The 17,102-nt window shown below is 58.7% G+C and carries 17 protein-coding genes; 2 read left to right on the top strand and 15 right to left on the bottom strand.

The annotated features are described in order from the left end of the window. Positions 1–56: 56 nt before the first annotated feature. The 9 genes from ABIE59_RS13860 to folE form a co-directional block, all read right to left on the bottom strand. Complete coding sequence (locus ABIE59_RS13860; protein WP_354447764.1) at positions 57–1,775, bottom strand: diguanylate cyclase domain-containing protein; 1,719 nt, start codon at positions 1,773–1,775, stop codon at positions 57–59. Between the two features lie 157 nt (positions 1,776–1,932). Beyond that, positions 1,933–2,382: a DUF411 domain-containing protein gene (locus tag ABIE59_RS13855; protein WP_342631412.1), complete on the bottom strand. Its 450-nt coding sequence runs from the start codon at positions 2,380–2,382 to the stop codon at positions 1,933–1,935. A 132-nt stretch (positions 2,383–2,514) separates the two neighbouring features. Continuing rightward, on the bottom strand, positions 2,515–5,103 hold the full coding sequence (locus tag ABIE59_RS13850) for a heavy metal translocating P-type ATPase (protein ID WP_354447762.1): 2,589 nt from the start codon (positions 5,101–5,103) through the stop codon (positions 2,515–2,517). After that, positions 5,096–5,539, bottom strand: a complete 444-nt coding sequence (locus ABIE59_RS13845) for a MerR family transcriptional regulator (protein WP_354447760.1) — start codon at positions 5,537–5,539, stop codon at positions 5,096–5,098. The genes ABIE59_RS13850 and ABIE59_RS13845 overlap by 8 nt, the downstream gene beginning before the upstream one ends. A gap of 248 nt (positions 5,540–5,787) precedes the next feature. Continuing rightward, positions 5,788–6,108: a hypothetical protein gene (locus ABIE59_RS13840; protein ID WP_354447758.1), complete on the bottom strand. Its 321-nt coding sequence runs from the start codon at positions 6,106–6,108 to the stop codon at positions 5,788–5,790. Between the two features lie 53 nt (positions 6,109–6,161). Beyond that, positions 6,162–8,384, bottom strand: a complete 2,223-nt coding sequence (locus ABIE59_RS13835; protein WP_420195734.1) for a bifunctional diguanylate cyclase/phosphodiesterase — start codon at positions 8,382–8,384, stop codon at positions 6,162–6,164. Positions 8,385–8,580: 196 nt separating this feature from the next. Then, a complete protein-coding gene (locus tag ABIE59_RS13830; RefSeq protein ID WP_354447754.1) occupies positions 8,581–9,018 on the bottom strand; it encodes a CoA-binding protein in 438 nt (145 codons plus the stop codon). 19 nt (positions 9,019–9,037) lie between these two features. Further along, positions 9,038–9,412 carry a dihydroneopterin triphosphate 2'-epimerase gene (folX, locus tag ABIE59_RS13825; RefSeq protein WP_072675972.1) on the bottom strand — a complete coding sequence of 125 codons (375 nt, stop codon included), beginning with the start codon at positions 9,410–9,412 and terminating at the stop codon, positions 9,038–9,040. Positions 9,413–9,437: 25 nt separating this feature from the next. Further along, positions 9,438–10,007, bottom strand: coding sequence for a GTP cyclohydrolase I FolE (gene folE / locus ABIE59_RS13820; RefSeq protein WP_058090792.1), 570 nt, complete (start codon positions 10,005–10,007; stop codon positions 9,438–9,440). A gap of 178 nt (positions 10,008–10,185) precedes the next feature. On the opposite strand from folE, the gene ABIE59_RS13815 reads away from it, so the two are divergent. Further along, on the top strand, positions 10,186–11,106 hold the full coding sequence (locus ABIE59_RS13815; RefSeq protein ID WP_106696081.1) for an alpha/beta fold hydrolase: 921 nt from the start codon (positions 10,186–10,188) through the stop codon (positions 11,104–11,106). Between the two features lie 6 nt (positions 11,107–11,112). Here the strand turns inward: ABIE59_RS13815 and ABIE59_RS13810 are convergent, their stop codons facing one another. Continuing rightward, on the bottom strand, positions 11,113–12,192 hold the full coding sequence (locus ABIE59_RS13810) for a GGDEF domain-containing protein (protein ID WP_227513146.1): 1,080 nt from the start codon (positions 12,190–12,192) through the stop codon (positions 11,113–11,115). 139 nt (positions 12,193–12,331) lie between these two features. Here ABIE59_RS13810 and ABIE59_RS13805 point away from each other — a divergent pair, with 139 nt between their 5' ends. Beyond that, complete coding sequence (locus tag ABIE59_RS13805; protein ID WP_354447751.1) at positions 12,332–13,414, top strand: patatin-like phospholipase family protein; 1,083 nt, start codon at positions 12,332–12,334, stop codon at positions 13,412–13,414. Here the strand turns inward: ABIE59_RS13805 and ABIE59_RS13800 are convergent. The 5 genes from ABIE59_RS13800 to ABIE59_RS13780 all read right to left on the bottom strand — a co-directional run bounded on the left by ABIE59_RS13800 (position 13,402) and on the right by ABIE59_RS13780 (position 17,093). Further along, entirely contained in the window at positions 13,402–14,418 is a 1,017-nt protein-coding gene (locus tag ABIE59_RS13800) for a PAS domain S-box protein (RefSeq protein ID WP_354447749.1), read from the bottom strand. The two genes, ABIE59_RS13805 and ABIE59_RS13800, sit on opposite strands and share 13 nt — an antisense overlap. Before the next feature lie 82 nt (positions 14,419–14,500). Then, positions 14,501–15,313 carry an iron chelate uptake ABC transporter family permease subunit gene (locus ABIE59_RS13795; protein ID WP_354447747.1) on the bottom strand — a complete coding sequence of 271 codons (813 nt, stop codon included), beginning with the start codon at positions 15,311–15,313 and terminating at the stop codon, positions 14,501–14,503. Beyond that, positions 15,300–16,073: a zinc ABC transporter ATP-binding protein ZnuC gene (gene znuC / locus ABIE59_RS13790; protein WP_354447745.1), complete on the bottom strand. Its 774-nt coding sequence runs from the start codon at positions 16,071–16,073 to the stop codon at positions 15,300–15,302. Before znuC ends, ABIE59_RS13795 begins: the two co-directional genes overlap by 14 nt. Then, positions 16,066–16,557 carry a Fur family transcriptional regulator gene (locus tag ABIE59_RS13785; protein ID WP_354447743.1) on the bottom strand — a complete coding sequence of 164 codons (492 nt, stop codon included), beginning with the start codon at positions 16,555–16,557 and terminating at the stop codon, positions 16,066–16,068. The genes znuC and ABIE59_RS13785 overlap by 8 nt, the downstream gene beginning before the upstream one ends. A gap of 74 nt (positions 16,558–16,631) precedes the next feature. Beyond that, on the bottom strand, positions 16,632–17,093 hold the full coding sequence (locus tag ABIE59_RS13780; RefSeq protein WP_354447741.1) for a chemotaxis protein CheW: 462 nt from the start codon (positions 17,091–17,093) through the stop codon (positions 16,632–16,634). Between the last annotated feature and the right edge of the window lie 9 nt (positions 17,094–17,102).

The raw sequence follows: 17,102 nt of genomic DNA, 5'->3' as shown, positions 1-17,102 counted from the left end.
TATAAAATGGGTGATGCAGCGGAGTATAACGGTTATGCAGGTGCGAGTCAGATCTGTCAGGCCGGGTATGTCTCTTCGCCGGCGGCAGTCTGGATACATACCCGGTTTCGCCCCCCGCGTTTGGCCTGATACAGGGCCTGATCGGCGTTACGGAGCAAGGTGTCCATGTCATCGCCTGGCTGGCTGAAATAGCCGCCTACGCTGATGGTGACTGATGTACCTGTATGCTGGCTTTCCTGCTCCACGTTGGTACGCACCCGGTTGGCAATTTGTTCGAGGGTGTCTTTGTCGCAGGGGGACAACAGCACCACAAACTCGTCGCCACCCCACCTGCCCGGTTGATCATAGGGGCGAACCGCCGCTTTCAGCCAGAGTGCCACCCGGCACAGAATGTCGTCCCCGGCCTGATGGCCACGGGTGTCGTTGATGGTTTTGAAATGGTCGATATCCAGCCAGATCAGCCCGAATCCCTTCCCTTCACGTTCTGACCGCTGGATTTCCTGTTCGATGACTTCATCGAGGCCACGCCGGTTTTTCAGGCCGGTGAGGGCATCCACCCGAGCCAGCCGGTGCAGTTCTTCCGTGCGTTTCGCGACTTTGTGCTCCAGCTCGGCGGTGGTATCCCGCATTTTGCTGGTCATCTTTTCAAAGTGGTCTACCAGCCGGCCGATTTCGTTATCCGGTTTGGGCAGGTAGGGCAGGTCAAACCGGCCCTCTCGCAGCCGCATCACGGCAGACTCCAGGCTCAATACCGGTTTGAGAATGCGTGACTGAATGATCAGGTGAAAGGCAATCAGGGCGACCAGCAAGGTGACCAGGAAAACAGCAATCAGGGGCCACAGGTAGCTGGTGGGTATCAGTGCGTTCAAATCCAGCAGGGTAATCTCGAACCAGCCGATAGCCGGCAGAAAAGCCACGCCGGCCAGGTGCTTGCGGCCGTCAATGGTGACAAAACCACTTTCCACCGCGCCGTCTTCTCCGTTGCGCTGTTTGAGCATCTGCAGCATGCCCAGTATTTGCTGTTTGTCCTGGCGATCCTCAAACAGCAGGTCCACGGTGTTCTTCTGGCCTTCGGGTTTAATAATGCTGGCAAAATCAATGTAATTGCGGTCGCGATACAGTTGAATGGCGCCGTTGTAGTCCACGAACAGCGTGGTGATGCCCTCCTGGCCTATGTCGACGATGTCCTGCAGGAAGGTGTCAAGATTGAGGCCGGTGCCGACCATGCCGAGAATCTCGTTGCTCTCATCACGCATCAGCACATCAATCCACAGTTTGGTAACCCCGAGTTCCTGGTCCGGGTTCACGTTCAGGTGAAAATCCCGGCCTTCTTCGATCAGCTGGAAGAACCAGGCATCATCCGGTTTTTCCGGGTCCAGTACGTAACGGAACTGGTCACCGGCATACTGATTGTCAGCATTGTTGTAGTAATAGTGACCATTCTCCCGCAGGGCAACAAAGTAACTGTTGTCCCGAAAGTTATTGCGGAAGGTTTCCATCTGGCGGATGGCAGCGGAGGTTAGCTCGGGATTGTCCGGGCTGGCGGCCCATTGCAGCAGGGTAGAGGATTGCGCCATTTGCCGGGCCAGGCCGATTTCCCGTTCCAGGGACTGCAACAGTCGGGCGCTGTCGTAACGCACCTGAATTTCAGTAACCTGCTTGCCCCAGCGTTCGATGATGTCTTCTGACAACTCCCGGTAGGCCAGCCAGGAGGCAGACGCCGCGAGAATGATCAGTAACGATGCGAGGCCGAGAAGGCGGGTTTTAAGGCTCAAGCTGAATCCCTGCGAGTATTTGTTTTGTTTCCAACACTGACTTCCATAATAGAACAGCCCGGAACGACAGTGTAGAAAAAACAGACAGACCCGCAAGCCTCACGGGTGCACAGCCGGGCTGGCTGTGCAAGGATATCCTGGCCTGAGCGCAAAACGGTCAGTTGTGCTCGGCAAACACCCGGGTCTGGCCTTCCTTGTTGAACAGGATGACCTTGTAGTGATCCTTGCGGTCGCCCATCTCCATGCCGGGCGACCCCATGGGCATACCAGGCACACTGATACCGGTGGCTTTCGGGGCTTCACTTAGCAAGCGTTTGATGTCATCCGCCGGCACATGGCCTTCCACCACATAATCACCCACAAAAGCGGTGTGGCAGCTGCCCAGGCCCGGAATCAAACCGGCCTCAGCCTTGATCTTGCCCATGTCATTGGTGTCGGTGGCGGTGACGTCGAACCCGTTTTCTTCCAGGTGGTCGATCCAGTCGCCACAGCAGCCGCAGGTGGGCGATTTATACACGTGAATGCTGTGGGCGGCTCCGCCGGCGACGGCTGTGGTGCTAAATCCCAGGGCGGCCACCAGGCCAAGGGCTAAGGTGTGTTTTTTCATGGCGGTTACCTCGGTAATGCATGTGTAAACAGGATTATTGGTTCTGCCCGGAGTTGTTGTCGGATAACCAGAACCACCAGACCACGGCAGCCATCAGGGCCAGCCCTGCTGCGTTGACCAGAATCGTCTCCATCAGTTCCGCTCCTCTTGCTGTGCCGGGCTATGGCTGCTTTTGAACAGGCGCAGCCGATTGGCGTTAGACACCACTGTCACCGACGACAACGACATGGCGGCACCGGCCAGAATCGGACTCATCAGGATGCCCCATACAGGGTAGAGCAGCCCGGCGGCCACGGGAATACCCATGGTGTTGTATACAAACGCCCCAAACAGGTTCTGTTTGATGTTGGTGACGGTTGCCCGGGAAATCTCGATGGCATCCGGCACGCCGTGCAGGGAGCCGCGCATCAGGGTTATGGCTGCGCTTTCAATGGCGACATCGGTGCCGGTGCCAATGGCAAAACCGACATCTGCGGCCGCCAGTGCCGGGGCGTCGTTGATGCCATCGCCTACCATGGCCACGGTGTAGCCTTTGCCGCGCATCTCGCTGACCACTTCGGCCTTGTTCTCGGGCAGTACTTCGGCCCGGTAGTCATCAATACCGGTTTTGGCGGCGATGGCTTTGGCGGTGGCATCAACGTCCCCGGTCACCATCATCACCTTGATGCCTGCGTCATGCAGGCGGCGGATGGCGGCTTCGGAATCCAGCTTGATGGCATCGGCCACCCCGATAACGCCCAGCACCTTGGCGCCCAGTGCCAGAAACAACGGCGTGCCGGCTTCCTCGGTAATGGTGTTGGCGGCCGAATCCAGATTTGTCACGTCGATGCCTTCGGCCTCCAGCCAGCGCCGGTTGCCGAGGCGCACCGTCTGGCCATCGAACTTGCCTTGCACGCCCTTGCCATTGAGCGCTTCAAAGTCCGTCACTGTTTCAGGCTCTACGCCATCTTCGTTGGCCCGGCTCAATATGGCCTCTGCCAGGGGGTGCTCGGAGTGGCGCTCCAGCCCGGCTGCCAGTGCCAACAAGGTGGTCTCGTTATTATCAACGGCGGTCATCCGCGTGACGGCCGGGTGGCCTTCGGTGATGGTGCCGGTCTTGTCCAGAATCACCAGATCGATCTTGCCGGCGGTCTGCAACGCATCCCCTTGGCGAATCAGCGCGCCATACTCGGCAGCCTTGCCGACGCCCACCATCACCGACATCGGCGTGGCCAGGCCCAGAGCACAGGGGCAGGCAATGATCAGCACGGTGGTGGCCGCTATCATCATGTGAACCACCGCCGGCTCTGGCCCCACGTTGTACCAGACCAGTGCCGCGCCGATGGCAACCAGCATGACCGTGGGCACGAACACCGAGGAAATCTTGTCGGCCAACCGGCCAATGGCCGGTTTCGAGCCCTGGGCTTTTTTCACCAGCTTGATGATCTGCGCCAGCGCCGTCTCGCTGCCGACACGGGTGGCTTCGTAAATGATCGAACCGTGGGTGTTCAGAGTGCCGGCCGACACCTCATCATCCTTCGCCTTGCTCACCGGCATGGGTTCGCCAGTCAGCATGCTTTCGTCGATGCGGGTGCTGCCTTCCACGATCACCCCGTCTACCGGCAACTTCTCTCCGGGCCGAACCCGTATGTGGTCGCCCTTGCGAGCCTGCTCAACGGGAAGGTCCTGTTCTTCGCCGTTGCGAATCACCCGGGCGGTCTTGGCCCGCAGGTCCAGCAACCGCCGCACCGCCTCAGAGGTTTTGCCCTTGGCCCGCAGCTCCAATGCCTGGCCCAGGTTGATCAGGCCGATGATCATGGCGGAAGCTTCAAAATACACATGCCGCGCCATCTCCGGCAGCAGCTCCGGCACGCACGACACCACCATGGAATACAGCCAGGCGGTACCGGTACCCAGGGCAATCAAGGTGTCCATGTTGGCGTTATGGTGTTTGAAGGCCTTCCAGGCCCCGGTGAAGAAATGCCCACCGGTAGCGATCATCACACCCAGGGTCAGAACGCCGAAATTGATCCAGGTAAGCTGATTGGCCTCCGTCACCATCATGGTGTCGAAACCCATACCCCAGACCATCAACACCAAGCCGAGGCCCAGACTGATGGCCATCTTCACCAGCAGCACTTTGTACTGCTTTTTATCCTCCGCTTGCCGGCGATCATCAGCCGCGTCGGCATCCTCAATTACGCTGGCACCATAGCCGGCACTTTCCACCGCTTTAATCAGCGCATCCGGTTCCGCCTTGCCGCGGGCCGTGGCTGTGTTATCCGCCAGATTCATATGAGCATGGGTCACCCCCGGCACCGACAGCAACGCCTTCTCGATACTGGCAACACAGGACGCACAAGTAGCCCCGGAAACCGACAGCACAACCTGGTCATCGTCTGCTGCTTCGTATGCTTGTGCGTGTTCTTTGGCCGACTTGGCTGGTGCACCGGTATTGTCGGATTGGCTATTGCAGGACGAAGCCTTCTTCGAAGCACAACACGATGCCGGCTCTGACGTCGCCACAGGCTCCGCCGGATACCCTGCCTCGGTTACCACCCGCGCCGCCTCGGCCAGATCCACCCCGTCAGGCAAAGCCACCGTTTGCGCCTCGATATCCACCGCAACCCGCTCGGTACTGCCGGTCAACGGCTCCAGAGCATTGCGAATCTTCTTCGCACAGCCCTGACACGAGGCTCCGGAAATCGACAGCGCCGGTTTAAGCTCAGGTGCATCACTCATGCTTTGGCTCCTCGCAACAAGACTCGGCCGAGGGATCGTCCCAGTACTCAATCAACCGACAAATCGTATGCCCATCCGGCGTCCCGTCCGGCATCTCCTGCCAGGCAGCCAGCGCCGAAATCATCCGCTTGCGCAACTGCTGCAACTCCGCAATTTCCCGTTCAACCACCACCAACCGCTGCTGAAACACGTCCCGAACCATCGGGCACGGCGAATGCTGATCATCCGCCCGGGCCAGAATCTGCCGAATCTCCGGCAACGAAAACCCCAGTTGCCGTGCCTTACGGGCAAACCGCAGCCGGCGCAGATCCTCGGCATCGTATTGCTGGTAGTTGTTGTCCGGGTTGCGCGTGGGCTGTAACAAACCTTCCCGGGTGTAGAACCGGACGGTATCGGGGTTTACCCCGGCGGCGGTGGCGATCTCTTTGACCTTCATAAACGGCGTCCAGCACAAAGTGGTAAACGGTTAGCGAGAATCCACGAATCAAGTCAGCGGAGTGCTGGTGCGGGGGTAGCCCTTCCGAAAATGTTCGGAGCCATGGATGGCGGAGACAAGCGTACAGGGACGTACTTGCAGCGGTTTTCGGAAGGGCTACCCCCGTGCCAGCACGGCAAGCTCGCTACGTTGAAGGATAGACTAAAACCTTTGACCAACTCACAGGTCAAAGGTTTTCAGGCAGGATATCAGGAAGAAGAATTCTTAGAGCGAAGAAACACACCACAAGACTTGCACTGATCAGGCGCCATCAGCTTAGCCTGCCAGCCAATCTTCACCCCACAGGCGGGACACTGCAGCCGCAACTGCAACACAATAATCGGCACCACCAACAACACCAGCAGCACCCCCAGAGACCCCCACTCATCACCACTGGAAATCCCCAACTGACTACTGAACACCAACACCACCGTCAGCGCCACAAACGCAAACATGAAATAATTCCGGTTCCAGCGCTCCCAGCGGCGCAGCCTGGCATCCTGCTCCGGAGTCAGATATCTGGCAGACATAAACATCACTCAAAGAAAAAGTTACAGAGAAGTTTGGGGATCAGAAACCGCCATTACAAACCCGAATTGATCGATTGACCGGTAAACAGGATGCCTTCCGCCAACGCTGTCTCCAGGTCTTCCGCTGGAATCGGCCGGCTGATCAGATAACCCTGGGCCAGATTGCAACGGTGCGCTTTCAGGAAATTCAGTTGCTCCTCGGTTTCCACGCCCTCGGCCACCACCTGAATGCCGAGGTTGTGGGCAAGATTGATCACGGCCCGAGTGATGACCGCGTCGTCATGGCGCTCGGTCACATCGGTGATAAACGACCGGTCAATTTTCAGCAGATCTACCGGGAAATCCCGCAAATAGCCGAGAGACGAATAGCCCACGCCGAAATCATCAATGGCCAGGTGAACCCCCAGCTGATGCAGACGCGACAACTGATTCAGGTTGTGTTCAATGTTCTGGATGAAGATCTCTTCCGTCAGCTCCACTTCCAGCATGCTCGGGTCCACTTCTTCCGATAGCAGGGCATCCCGTACATGTTCCACCAATGATTCATCATCCAGCTCCCGGCCCGAAAGATTCACCGCGATCCTGAGTTGCTCGCAAGCCGTGCCGCGCCAATTGGCGAGCTGGCGACAGGCGGCAAGCACCACCCATCGGCCGATCTCGGTAATCCGACCGCTCTCTTCCGCCAGGGGGATGAACTCGATGGGTGCCAAAAGCCCCCGGCGGGGGTGCTGCCAGCGGATCAGGGCTTCCACACTGTTGATCTCACCGGTTTGCAGGTTCAGCTGGGGTTGATAAAACAGCACAAACTCGTCGTTGGCCAGGGCCTGGCTCAGATCCTTGTCCAGCTCCAGGCGCATCACCTCACGGTCCTGCATGCCTTCGGTGTAGAACTGGTAAGTATTGCGGCCCTGCTCCTTGGCACGGTAAAGGGCAATATCGGCATTGCGGAGCAGGGTGTCGGCGTCCAGCCCGCTCTGGGGATACACGGCGACACCCATGGTGGCGGTAATGCTGTGGGCATCGCCCTGAACCTCGAATGGTTCGGCAAAGCACTGCTTGATCTGGCCAAGCAGGTGAATCACATCATCAATGTCGTCGACGTGTTGCTGGCAGATCATGAACTCGTCGCCGCCTGAGTAGGCCACCAGAATCCGCTCATTACTCAGGCTGTTCAGCCGCTCAGAGACCTTGATCAACAATTCGTCGCCAAACTGATGGCCGAGGGAATCGTTGAGCATCTGGAACCTGTCCAGGTCAATCATGACCAGCCCCACCTGGCGCATTTGCCGGTCGGCGATGTTCAGGGTGTGAGCCAGGTCTTCCATGAAGAACCGGCGATTGGCCAGGCCGGTGAGGGTATCGGTGGATTCCAGTCGCTCCAGGTCCACCTGCATGGCGATACGCTGATCAATCTCCCGCTCCAGCTCCCGGCGGGTTTTCAAAAGCGCCTGGTTACGCTTGAGGATCAACTGGACAAGCAAAGTGGTCAGGCTGGTAAGCAGGCCCATAAAGACCAGACTTGCGAAAGTAAGCATCGGCCAGGAACTGCGTTGGCTGTCGACCCAGGATTGATTGGGGCGTAACGTCAGGGTCCAATCCAGAGTGGGGAACTGCACGGGCACGGTGAAGCTGAAGTTCCTGGCAATCTCGGTGTCTGAGTTGAGAACGTAGGCAGGCTCTCCGGAGTCCCGGATTTCAATCTGAAAGTGTTCCAGTACCCGGCTGGTCAGTAACTGCTCGGCCAGAACTTCCATCCTGAACACACCGGCCATGTAGCCGTTATTGGTGTCTCCGGCGCCCACGGGGTAATAAATCACCATGCCCTTGCCGCCCTGGCGAAGATCGATGATACCGGACAGATCATAATCACCGGTGGCTGCTGCTTTATCCAGTGCTTCGCGGCGCTGGTCGTTGAACGCCACGTTATAACCCACCACGTCCTGATTGCCAGCCAGCGGTTCCAGCCATCGGATGATGTAGTTGGAATCAATCCACTCGATGGCCTGGTAAACACCAAAATCTTCCAGGTAGTTGCGTGCGTCCACACGCCATTGCGATTCCGGGGTGTCGGGCTGGGTATACAGTCGATAGGCCATGCGCCCGATGGCCTGAACGTGCACCAGGAATTCCCGCTCCAGGTTATCCGTCAGCGCCCTGGCTTCATTACGGAGGTTGGCTTCGATCTGACGGTTATCCTGCTGGATAAGCCCTTCCCGGAGGCCTGCGGCAATGGCAAGAAAAACCAGAAAAATGACCAGTACAAACACCGGGCTCATAAGCCATCGGACAACAAGGCTGGTACCGGTTTCGGGTTTTGCCACAGTGTACTCCAGATCGTTAAAAGACAGGCTGAACAGGTTTAACGGCCAATCGCGCTTGATTATGAGCCATAGTTATCCTGTTTGGCCATGCCCCATTGGGTCTGGTACTCCGGAAGCGGGTTGGAGCAGTGATGGTTGCAGGTACACGGAGTCAGGCCTGTTCAACGATGGGCCCAATACCGAGCTTCGGGATCTCCTGTTTCGGGCAGTGGTCCATGACCACCTTCAGCCCGGCGGCTTCGGCGCGGGCGGCACCGGGCTCGTTAATCACGCCGATCTGCAGCCAGAGTACCGGAATCTTCTGTGCAATCGCCTGGTCGATCACAGTATCGGTGCGTTCCGGGGCCAGGAACAGCTCGGCCATGTCTACGGGTGCCGGGAGTGATGCCAGGTCGGCGTAGACCGTTTCGCCAAGCACTTGCTGTCCGGCCAGCCTGGGGTTAACCGGAATAACCCGGTAGCCCTGTCTTTGCAGGTATTCCATGACTTCGTGGGATGGTCGATTGGTTTTTTCGCTGGCGCCCACCAGGGCAATCGTGCGCACAGACTCCAGAATATCGCGCATCTGGTCAGGGGCATTGCTGGGCATCGGGGCAGACCTCGAAGAATTAACGGTGGGCCTCAAGACAGACAGAGACCGATTCCGCATAGCGTAACGCGTGCGGCTTGTCGATTTCTACCTGTGCCCACTGCACGGCCTGATGTTCCATCACAATTTCGAGAACTTCGTGGGTCAGCCGTTCCAGTAGAGCAAAACTGTTGCCGTCCACATGCCCGATGATTTGCTTGGTGATGGTGCGGTAATTCAGGGCAGCGGAGATTTCGTTCTGGTCAATGGCGGCGGAGGCATCGTAGCGAAGGGTGACGTTGATCACCACATCCTGCTGGTTGTTGATCTCTTCTTCCTTGATGCCAATGTAGGCACGCAGCAGAAGGTTCTTGATCCTGACACGGGCCAGGTGATCACCAGTCATGGTTGTCATGATGCCTCCGTTTTCGGCGTCTGGTTCAGCGATTGTTGCCAATCAGGGTAAGAAATTCGGTACGTGTGGCCTGTGATTTCCGGAACTGTCCCAGCATCATCGAGGTTTTCATCCGGGAGTTCTGTTTCTCCACGCCCCGCATCATCATGCACATGTGCTGGGCCTCGATAACCACGGCGACACCTTTGGCATTGGTAACGCTTTCCACCGCTTCCGCGATCTGGCGGGTCAGGTTCTCCTGAATCTGCAGGCGGCGAGCATACATGTCCACAATGCGAGCAAACTTGGACAGGCCCAGTACCCTGCCCTGGGGCAGATAGGCGATGTGGCATTTTCCGATGAAGGGCAGCATGTGATGTTCACACATGCTGTACAGCTCGATGTCCTGGACCACCACCATTTCATCCATGGCGGATTCAAACACAGCATTATTGACCAGGTCGGCAAGATCCTGCTGGTAACCCCGGGTCAGGAACTGCATGGCCTTGGCGGCCCGCATCGGAGTGTCCTGAAGACCTTCGCGGTCGGCATTTTCGCCGAGGCCTTCAATGATGGCGCGGTAGTGACCAGCAAGGTCGTCCAGAGGTAAGGTCATAATCGTTTCCGGTTTGTGTCTGATAAAGGGCGCAAGCTTAAGGGAATTTTCAGGCCATCTCCACGGTTTACGCCGGTTTGCCCATTATGGACCAGTTCACGGGCAGCGTTTAGTGATATGGCAGCCTGTACGGCTTTGGACTAAAGTGGAGGTTCCGCAGGTATGTCGGGACGAACAAATGGAGCAGGTAATACCCGGTTCACAAATCAGGGCAGACAGCCGCCAGGATACCTATACCCTCGAGGCCTGGCAGCAGGCCGGTAAATGGTTCAGCTACGATGGCCACGCCATCTTCAGTCGCATGGCCGGCAAAGGCTCGCCACTGGTGCTTCTGCACGGTTTTCCGACCGCCAGCTGGGACTGGAGCCGGTTATGGCCGATGCTGGCGTCCGGCCACCAACTACTGGCTGTCGATATGCTCGGCTTCGGGTTTTCTGACAAGCCCCGCAACTATGTTTACAGCATTGAGGACCAGGCGGATTTGATCCAGGGCTGGATCGAAGGTTTGGGGTTGGATTCGGTGCACTTGTTCGCCCACGACTACGGCTCTTCGGTTGCCCAGGAGCTGTTGGCCAGGGACCAGGAAGGGTCTTTGTCTTTCGACATCACCAGTGTGTGTTTGCTGAACGGTGGCCTGTTTCCCGAGGTGCACAGCCCGCTGTTTATCCAGAAAGTTCTGAAGAGTCCCCTTGGTGGACTGATCAGCCGGGGGCTTACCCGGGGTAGTTTCGAACGGAATTTCCGCCGGTTGTTTGGTGACCGGAATCCTCCTGCCCAGCAGGATCTGGAGGACTTCTGGCATCTTCTCACTTACAACAATGGCCGTGGGATCCTGCACGAACTGATCCAGTTTATGGAGGAACGCCGTTGCCATCGTAATCGCTGGGTGGGGGCTTTGCAGAATGCCCAACAGCCGATGCGCCTGATCTCCGGCGCTGCGGATCCGGTCTCGGGCGCGGCCACGGCACGGCGCTACCGGGAATTGATCCGGAACCCGGACGTCATCAGCCTCCGGAACATCGGCCACTACCCGCACTTCGAATCGCCCTGGGATGTATTCAGTGCTTACCGGGATTTCCGCGCCGGGCTTGAGTCCTGATCTTGTTCAAATCGCCGCGCTGGTATCACTGGCCGGAGTTGATGGCCCCGCGGTGTGCGCTGGTTCATTGGATGGCCGAGCCGCATTGACCACCTGATTGCGGCCCTTTGCCTTGGCGTCGTACAGCGCCTGATCTGCACGGTTCAGCCAAACCGACCAGGTCTCGCCGCGGCACACTTCCGCCACGCTGGCACTGGCGGTCAGCTTTATGTCATCCAGGAACGGCCTGGCACTGATGCTGGTCAGTAACTGATGGGCGAGGGTGTCGGCATCTTTCTGGCGGGTTTCCGGCAACACCACCATGAACTCTTCGCCGCCAATACGGAACAGCTGATCACTTTCCCGCAGTCGCTTGCGCAGCCGGATGGTCATTTCCTTAAGCACCCGGTCGCCGGCCAGGTGCCCCCAGCGGTCATTGATGGTCTTGAAATAATCCAGATCAATCAGCACCAGGCTGGACACCCTTTCATAGCGCTCCCGCAGCTGAATCTGGCTGTTCAGAATGTCGGCCAGCTGAGACCGGTTCAGGCAGCCGGTGAGCGGGTCAGTCGTGGCCAGCCGGGTCAGCTCCTGTTGGAGCCGGCCCACCAGCCAGGCGAAGATCATGGCAAACAGGCAACTCAGCCCCAGGGAGAAGGTGATCCGCCAGAAATCGGCTTCGGGAAACTGAAGGAATGACACCACGGCCATGACGCTGACAAAAATGATGTTGCAGACAATGGCTTCTTTCAGCGGTAACAGGAAAAACAGTGCGATAGCCGCTGGATAGGCCCAGTAAAGACCAGCGTGACCGTTAATGGATGTCGAGTAGGCCGCGCAGACCACGGCAAGAATCGGAAACAGGCGCCCTTTCAGGAAATAGACACTGCGCAACCGCAGGAACAGGATTACCAGGGCTGCGTTGACACAGAACAGAATCAGAAGGGCAGACAGCAGAAAGTTACCGTGTTGCCATTGCACCATCACCAGAGGTGCCACGGCGATAAAGGCCCAGATATGCAGGTGGTACACCAGCTGACGTTTGAAACCCAATACTGCAAGGGTTGGATTGGTCGCCATGGTATCCGGCGAGGCAAAAAGGTTCACAGCCTACTCCTGCAGCTCATGGCTGGCATACTTCCCTGAAACACTGATGGCTCAAGTCTAGCACGGAGTTATTGGCTGGCCACTGCAGGTTTCGATAAACTCCCGGGACTTTGACCAGAACCGTAAGCAGGAACACGTGATGACTGCAATCCAGATCCGAACACCGGCGCTGACCATCCGGGCTGGGCGACGGGCCCTTCAGCGCCTGAGGGACAAGCCTTTAACACCGGCGGACGTCCATGTGATACCCGGCGCCGCCGGTGGCCCGAAAGCCCTGGGAATCAGCGGTCTGGACAAGGCCATCTTCGGTGACTGGTTGCCCCGGGCACCGCAAGAGCGGGTGCTGATCGGCTCGTCCATCGGCAGCTGGCGGTTCGCGGCGATTGCCTCATCCAACGATCCGAAAGGCCAACTAGCCAGGCTGGCGGAACTCTATACCAGCCAGCGTTTTGCCAAGGGGGTCAGTGCCGCCGAGGTGTCCCGCAAGAGTGTTCTGTTTCTGGAAGAACTTTTGGGTGGGCGGGAGGAGTATATCCTCAATCACCCCTGGTACCGTTTGAATGTGGTGGTTGTGCGCAGCCTGGGCTTGCTGGAACACGACGCCAGGGGCCGCCTGGGTCTGGGCCTGATGAGTGCAATCAGCGCCAATATGGTCAGTCGTCGCCACCTTGGCCGATTCATGGAGCGGGGTATCGTGCACGATGCCCGCATCAGGACGCCGGTGTCCAAGCTGGTGGATTTTCCTAGCCATGAAGTGGCGCTGTCTGGGGACAATCTGCTGCCTGCGCTACTGGCCTCCGCTTCAATTCCGCTGGTTATGTCCGGTGTTCGGAATATTCCCGGAGCCCCGGATGGCGTCTACCGGGATGGCGGGCTGCTGGACTACCACCTGGATCTGCCCTACGAGCAACCGGGCATCATCCTGTACCCGCACTTTACCGATAAGGTAGTGCCGGGTTGGTTTGACAAGACTTTGCCGTGGCGCCGGGGCGATGCCACCCGATTACAGGATGTGCTGCTGGTCTCCCCGTCCCGGGCGTATCTGGACAGCCTGCCGGACCGCAAACTGCCAGACCGGAAAGACTTCGAGAAGTACCTTGGCGACGACTCAGGCCGTGAACGATCCTGGCGCGCATCCATTGCCGAGAGTGACCGGCTGGGGGACGAGTTCCTCGAACTTGTGGAGAGCGGGCGCCTGCTGGATCAGGTTCAGCCATTGTAGCCATTGGCAATCTTGAGTGCGCTCAGTCTGAAGCCTGTCACTCCGTGGATCGGGTCCTTCAATACCATCACCCGCACCACCGCCGGGACCGTCCGCTCGGCGCTGCGGTGCAACAGATTCACATCTACCCTGGCCAGGGTGGCCTCTTGCCGGGCTGCGGCCAGGCACTGGTCGAAGCGTTCACGGTCGGGCTCGGCGACCAGTTCGCTGAACGGCCGGTTGACAAGGTCTGACGGCGCCAGTCCCAGCACATCCGCTACCTGTGCCGATACGAATCCTATCTGCCCCTGTTCATCCAGTTCGCTGACAATGGCTCCCGACAGCGCGACCAGGTCCCGACTGCGGGATTCGCTGTCATTCAGTGCCTGGCGCAGCACGTTCTTCTCGACCTGCAAGTTGGTGATCCGTTGGTCAGCGATCCTGTTCAGCCTGGCCAACCGATGACCGTTGTCGTCTTTCCGGGCAGCCTGCCGGCAGAGGGCGAGGACGAGCAGCGTTGCCACGGCGGTAATCATCCCGCCACTGGCGCCAACGAGCCACCCCATACGCCGGGCCGGCGACGCGAGAAACTGGGTATCCGGCAAAGTCGTCACCATCCAGTGCCGGCCGCTGGTGTGCAATTCGGTTCTCAGGGCGTCATTACCTGCCGGATGTCGAGCGCTGCCCAGCTGTATCAGAGGTTTCTTTGTGTGGCGCTCAAGGGTATCTACTCTGAGACTGACGCCGTCAGGAAGTCCCCTTGCCAGGGTATTCCGGAGCTCTGGAAGCTGTTCGTTCTCCTGCGATACGCGGGCAAGATGGATGACTACCTGGCTGACCAGCGATTGATGCTGGGCCTGATAATGCTGGTAGGCAAGCTGATAAGTCAGATCAGAGGCGAAGCGGGCGGTCATCAGGCTGAGAATGACGCCGAAAACCAGAACAGTGGCCGGGGCCCATAGCCCGGGCCAGAGGCCTGGCCGGCGCGGGCCCGGACCATGGATGTCAGAGAGGTCGCTGTCCATGCTGAATGCCTCTGGAGTTGTTGCTGAAAGGTTGTCCAGATTACTCTAGACCAGCTCCGCCGCTTTCGAAAGAAGTAAGCGGTTATCGGCTGGCGCTCCGGGCGGTACCGTACACCAGCAAAAAAGCCAGGAATGCGGTCACCACCACCGACGGCCCGGCTGGGGAATCCAGGTGCCAGGACAGCGTCAGACCGCCCGCCACGGCTATAAAGCCGAACACCACCGCCAGTGCCATCATGTGTTCCGGGTTTCTGGCCAGGCGCCTGGCCGTGGCCGCTGGAATAATCAGCAATGCAGTAATCAGCAACACCCCGACAATCTTCATGGCCACCGCGATTACCAGGGAAAACATCAGCATCAGCGCCAGGCGCAGCCGCTCTACCGGTATCCCTTCCACCCGGGCCAGTTCCTCGTGAATGGTGCTCATCAAGAGCCCGCGCCAGAGAATCGCCAACAGGGACAACACAAAAGCTGCGCCGCCGTAGATCCACAGCAGGTCCTGGCGGCTCATGGCCAGCAGGTCACCGAACAGCAGGCCGGTCAGGTCAACCCGCACATCTGGCATGAAACTCAGGGTGACCAGACCGATGGCCAGGGCACTGTGGGCCAGAATGCCCAGTAAGGTGTCGGTGGCCAATGCCCGGGTTCGCGACAGCAATACCAGGGCTATGGCAATGGTGACGCAGGTAATGATCACGCCCAGATTCAGCGGAACGCTGATCAGGAAGCTCAGGGCGATGCCGAGTAACGCGGAATGGGCCAGGGTGTCACCAAAATACGCCATTCGTCGCCAGACCACGAAGCAGCCCAGGGGGCCGGCTACCAGCGCGACACCCAGTCCGCCTATGAGGGCTCGCCAGAAAAAATCCCCCAGCACCGAATCAATGATGCTCATGGTCACAGGCTCCCTGAACGTCCGTGCTGGTAACAATGTCACCGTGCAGGTTGTGGCGATGGTTGTGCTGGTGATGATAGACAGCCAAGGATTCTGCCACCTGGTGGCCAAAGGTTTCGATAAATGCCGGGTCGTGGGAAATATCCGCCGGGAAACCGCTGCAACACACGTGCTGGTTCAGGCAGATGACTTTGTCGGTGGCTGCCATGACCAGGTGCAGATCGTGGGAAATCATGATCACGCCACAATTGAGCTCATCCCGCAGTTGGCGGATCAAGTCATACAGGGATGCCTGGCCGTTGATATCAACCCCTTGGGCAGGTTCGTCCAGCACCAGAAGGTCCGGCTGCCGCGCCAGTGCCCTGGCCAGTAACAACCGCTGCTTTTCGCCGCCAGACAGGTGGTGCACCGAAGCGTCAAGCAGGTGCCGGACCCCCGTGCGTTCCAGGGCGGCCTCGCATTCTGCCCCGGAACGGCCGCTCAACAGCATGAACCGACGCACGCTCAGAGGGAGGGTCGCCTCCAGTGACAGGTGCTGGGGGACATAGCCAATGACCAGCCCATTAGCCAGCGAGACCTTCCCGGAGCTGGGTTTCTGGATGCCCAGGACGGCTTTGATCAGGGTGGTTTTACCGGCACCGTTGGGGCCGATGATGGTGATGATGTCGCCCCTGCGAACCGTCATCTCCACCCGGTCCACCACCGGTCGATCATCGAACTGCACGGTCAACTGATTCAACTGAACCAGGGTATCAGGCATGGCCGGATTCTCCCCGGCACCGGGGGCACAGGCCGGCCACTTCCAGGGTGACCTCTTCTGGCTGAAAGGCCACCTCGGCTGCCGCGGCCTCAACCGCCCGTGAGACGTCCGGCACGTCCAGTTCAAGCACATTGCCGCATTGGCGGCAGATCAGGAAGGTGCCCCGGTGATGTTCACCGGCATGGGTGCAGCCGGTAAAGGCGTTCAGGGAGGCAATCCGGTGCACCAGACCGTATTGCAACAGGAAATCCAGGGCCCGATACACGGTGGGTGGTGCGGCGTTATGGCCCTCGGTACTCAGCATGGCGAGAATGTCGTAGGCCCCGAGCGGCTTGTGAGATTGCCAGATCAGTTCCAGTACCCGCTCACGAATGGGGGTCAGGCGGGCATTCTGTTGTCGGCAAATGGCCCGGGCATCCGCTAAAGCCTGGCTGACACAGGCCTCATGGTTGTGCGGGCGGTAAGGAAGCGCGCGTTCCGGCATAGTCTGGATCCTGCAAAGTTTGAAACATTATAACATTTGCAGGCAGTACTGCTACGGGTGTGACCGGATGGTCATCAGTGCCTGGCGGTCAGCGCCAGTGACTCCAGGTACTCAAGGTTGGGGATCCAGGCAGCTTCGCCGTCGACTTCCACCTGCATGAGGTCAGCCGGGCCGGCTTCGCCGTCCAGTTTCCGGATCTGCTCCTCCACCAGTCGGGCCTGGCTGGGAATGCCCTGGGTGACCAGCGCCATGAACGGAGCTTGCTGATGGCTGTCACCGATGGTATTGAGCACAATGATTCTGCCCCGGTTGTCTCCGGGCACAGTCAGGATTCCGCCGTTGGCCGCGTCATAGGATATGACCGGCAGTGTAAGGCCACGCCAGTCCAGAAAGCCCACCAGCCATTCCGGGGTACTGGCGCCGGCGTCGGTGCTGTTGAAATCCACCACCTCTGCGATCGACACGTTGGGCAACAGCAGTTGCCGGTCACTGACCGGGATCATGACACAGGAGAGGGACTGGCTGTTTTCTTTCATGATGTGTTA

Origin of the sequence: Marinobacter sp. MBR-99 (genome assembly GCF_040547575.1) — a bacterium.
GTDB lineage: Bacteria > Pseudomonadota > Gammaproteobacteria > Pseudomonadales > Oleiphilaceae > Marinobacter.
Note: the sequence above shows the minus strand (reverse complement) of the source record. Positions and strands in the feature narration are given on the sequence as shown.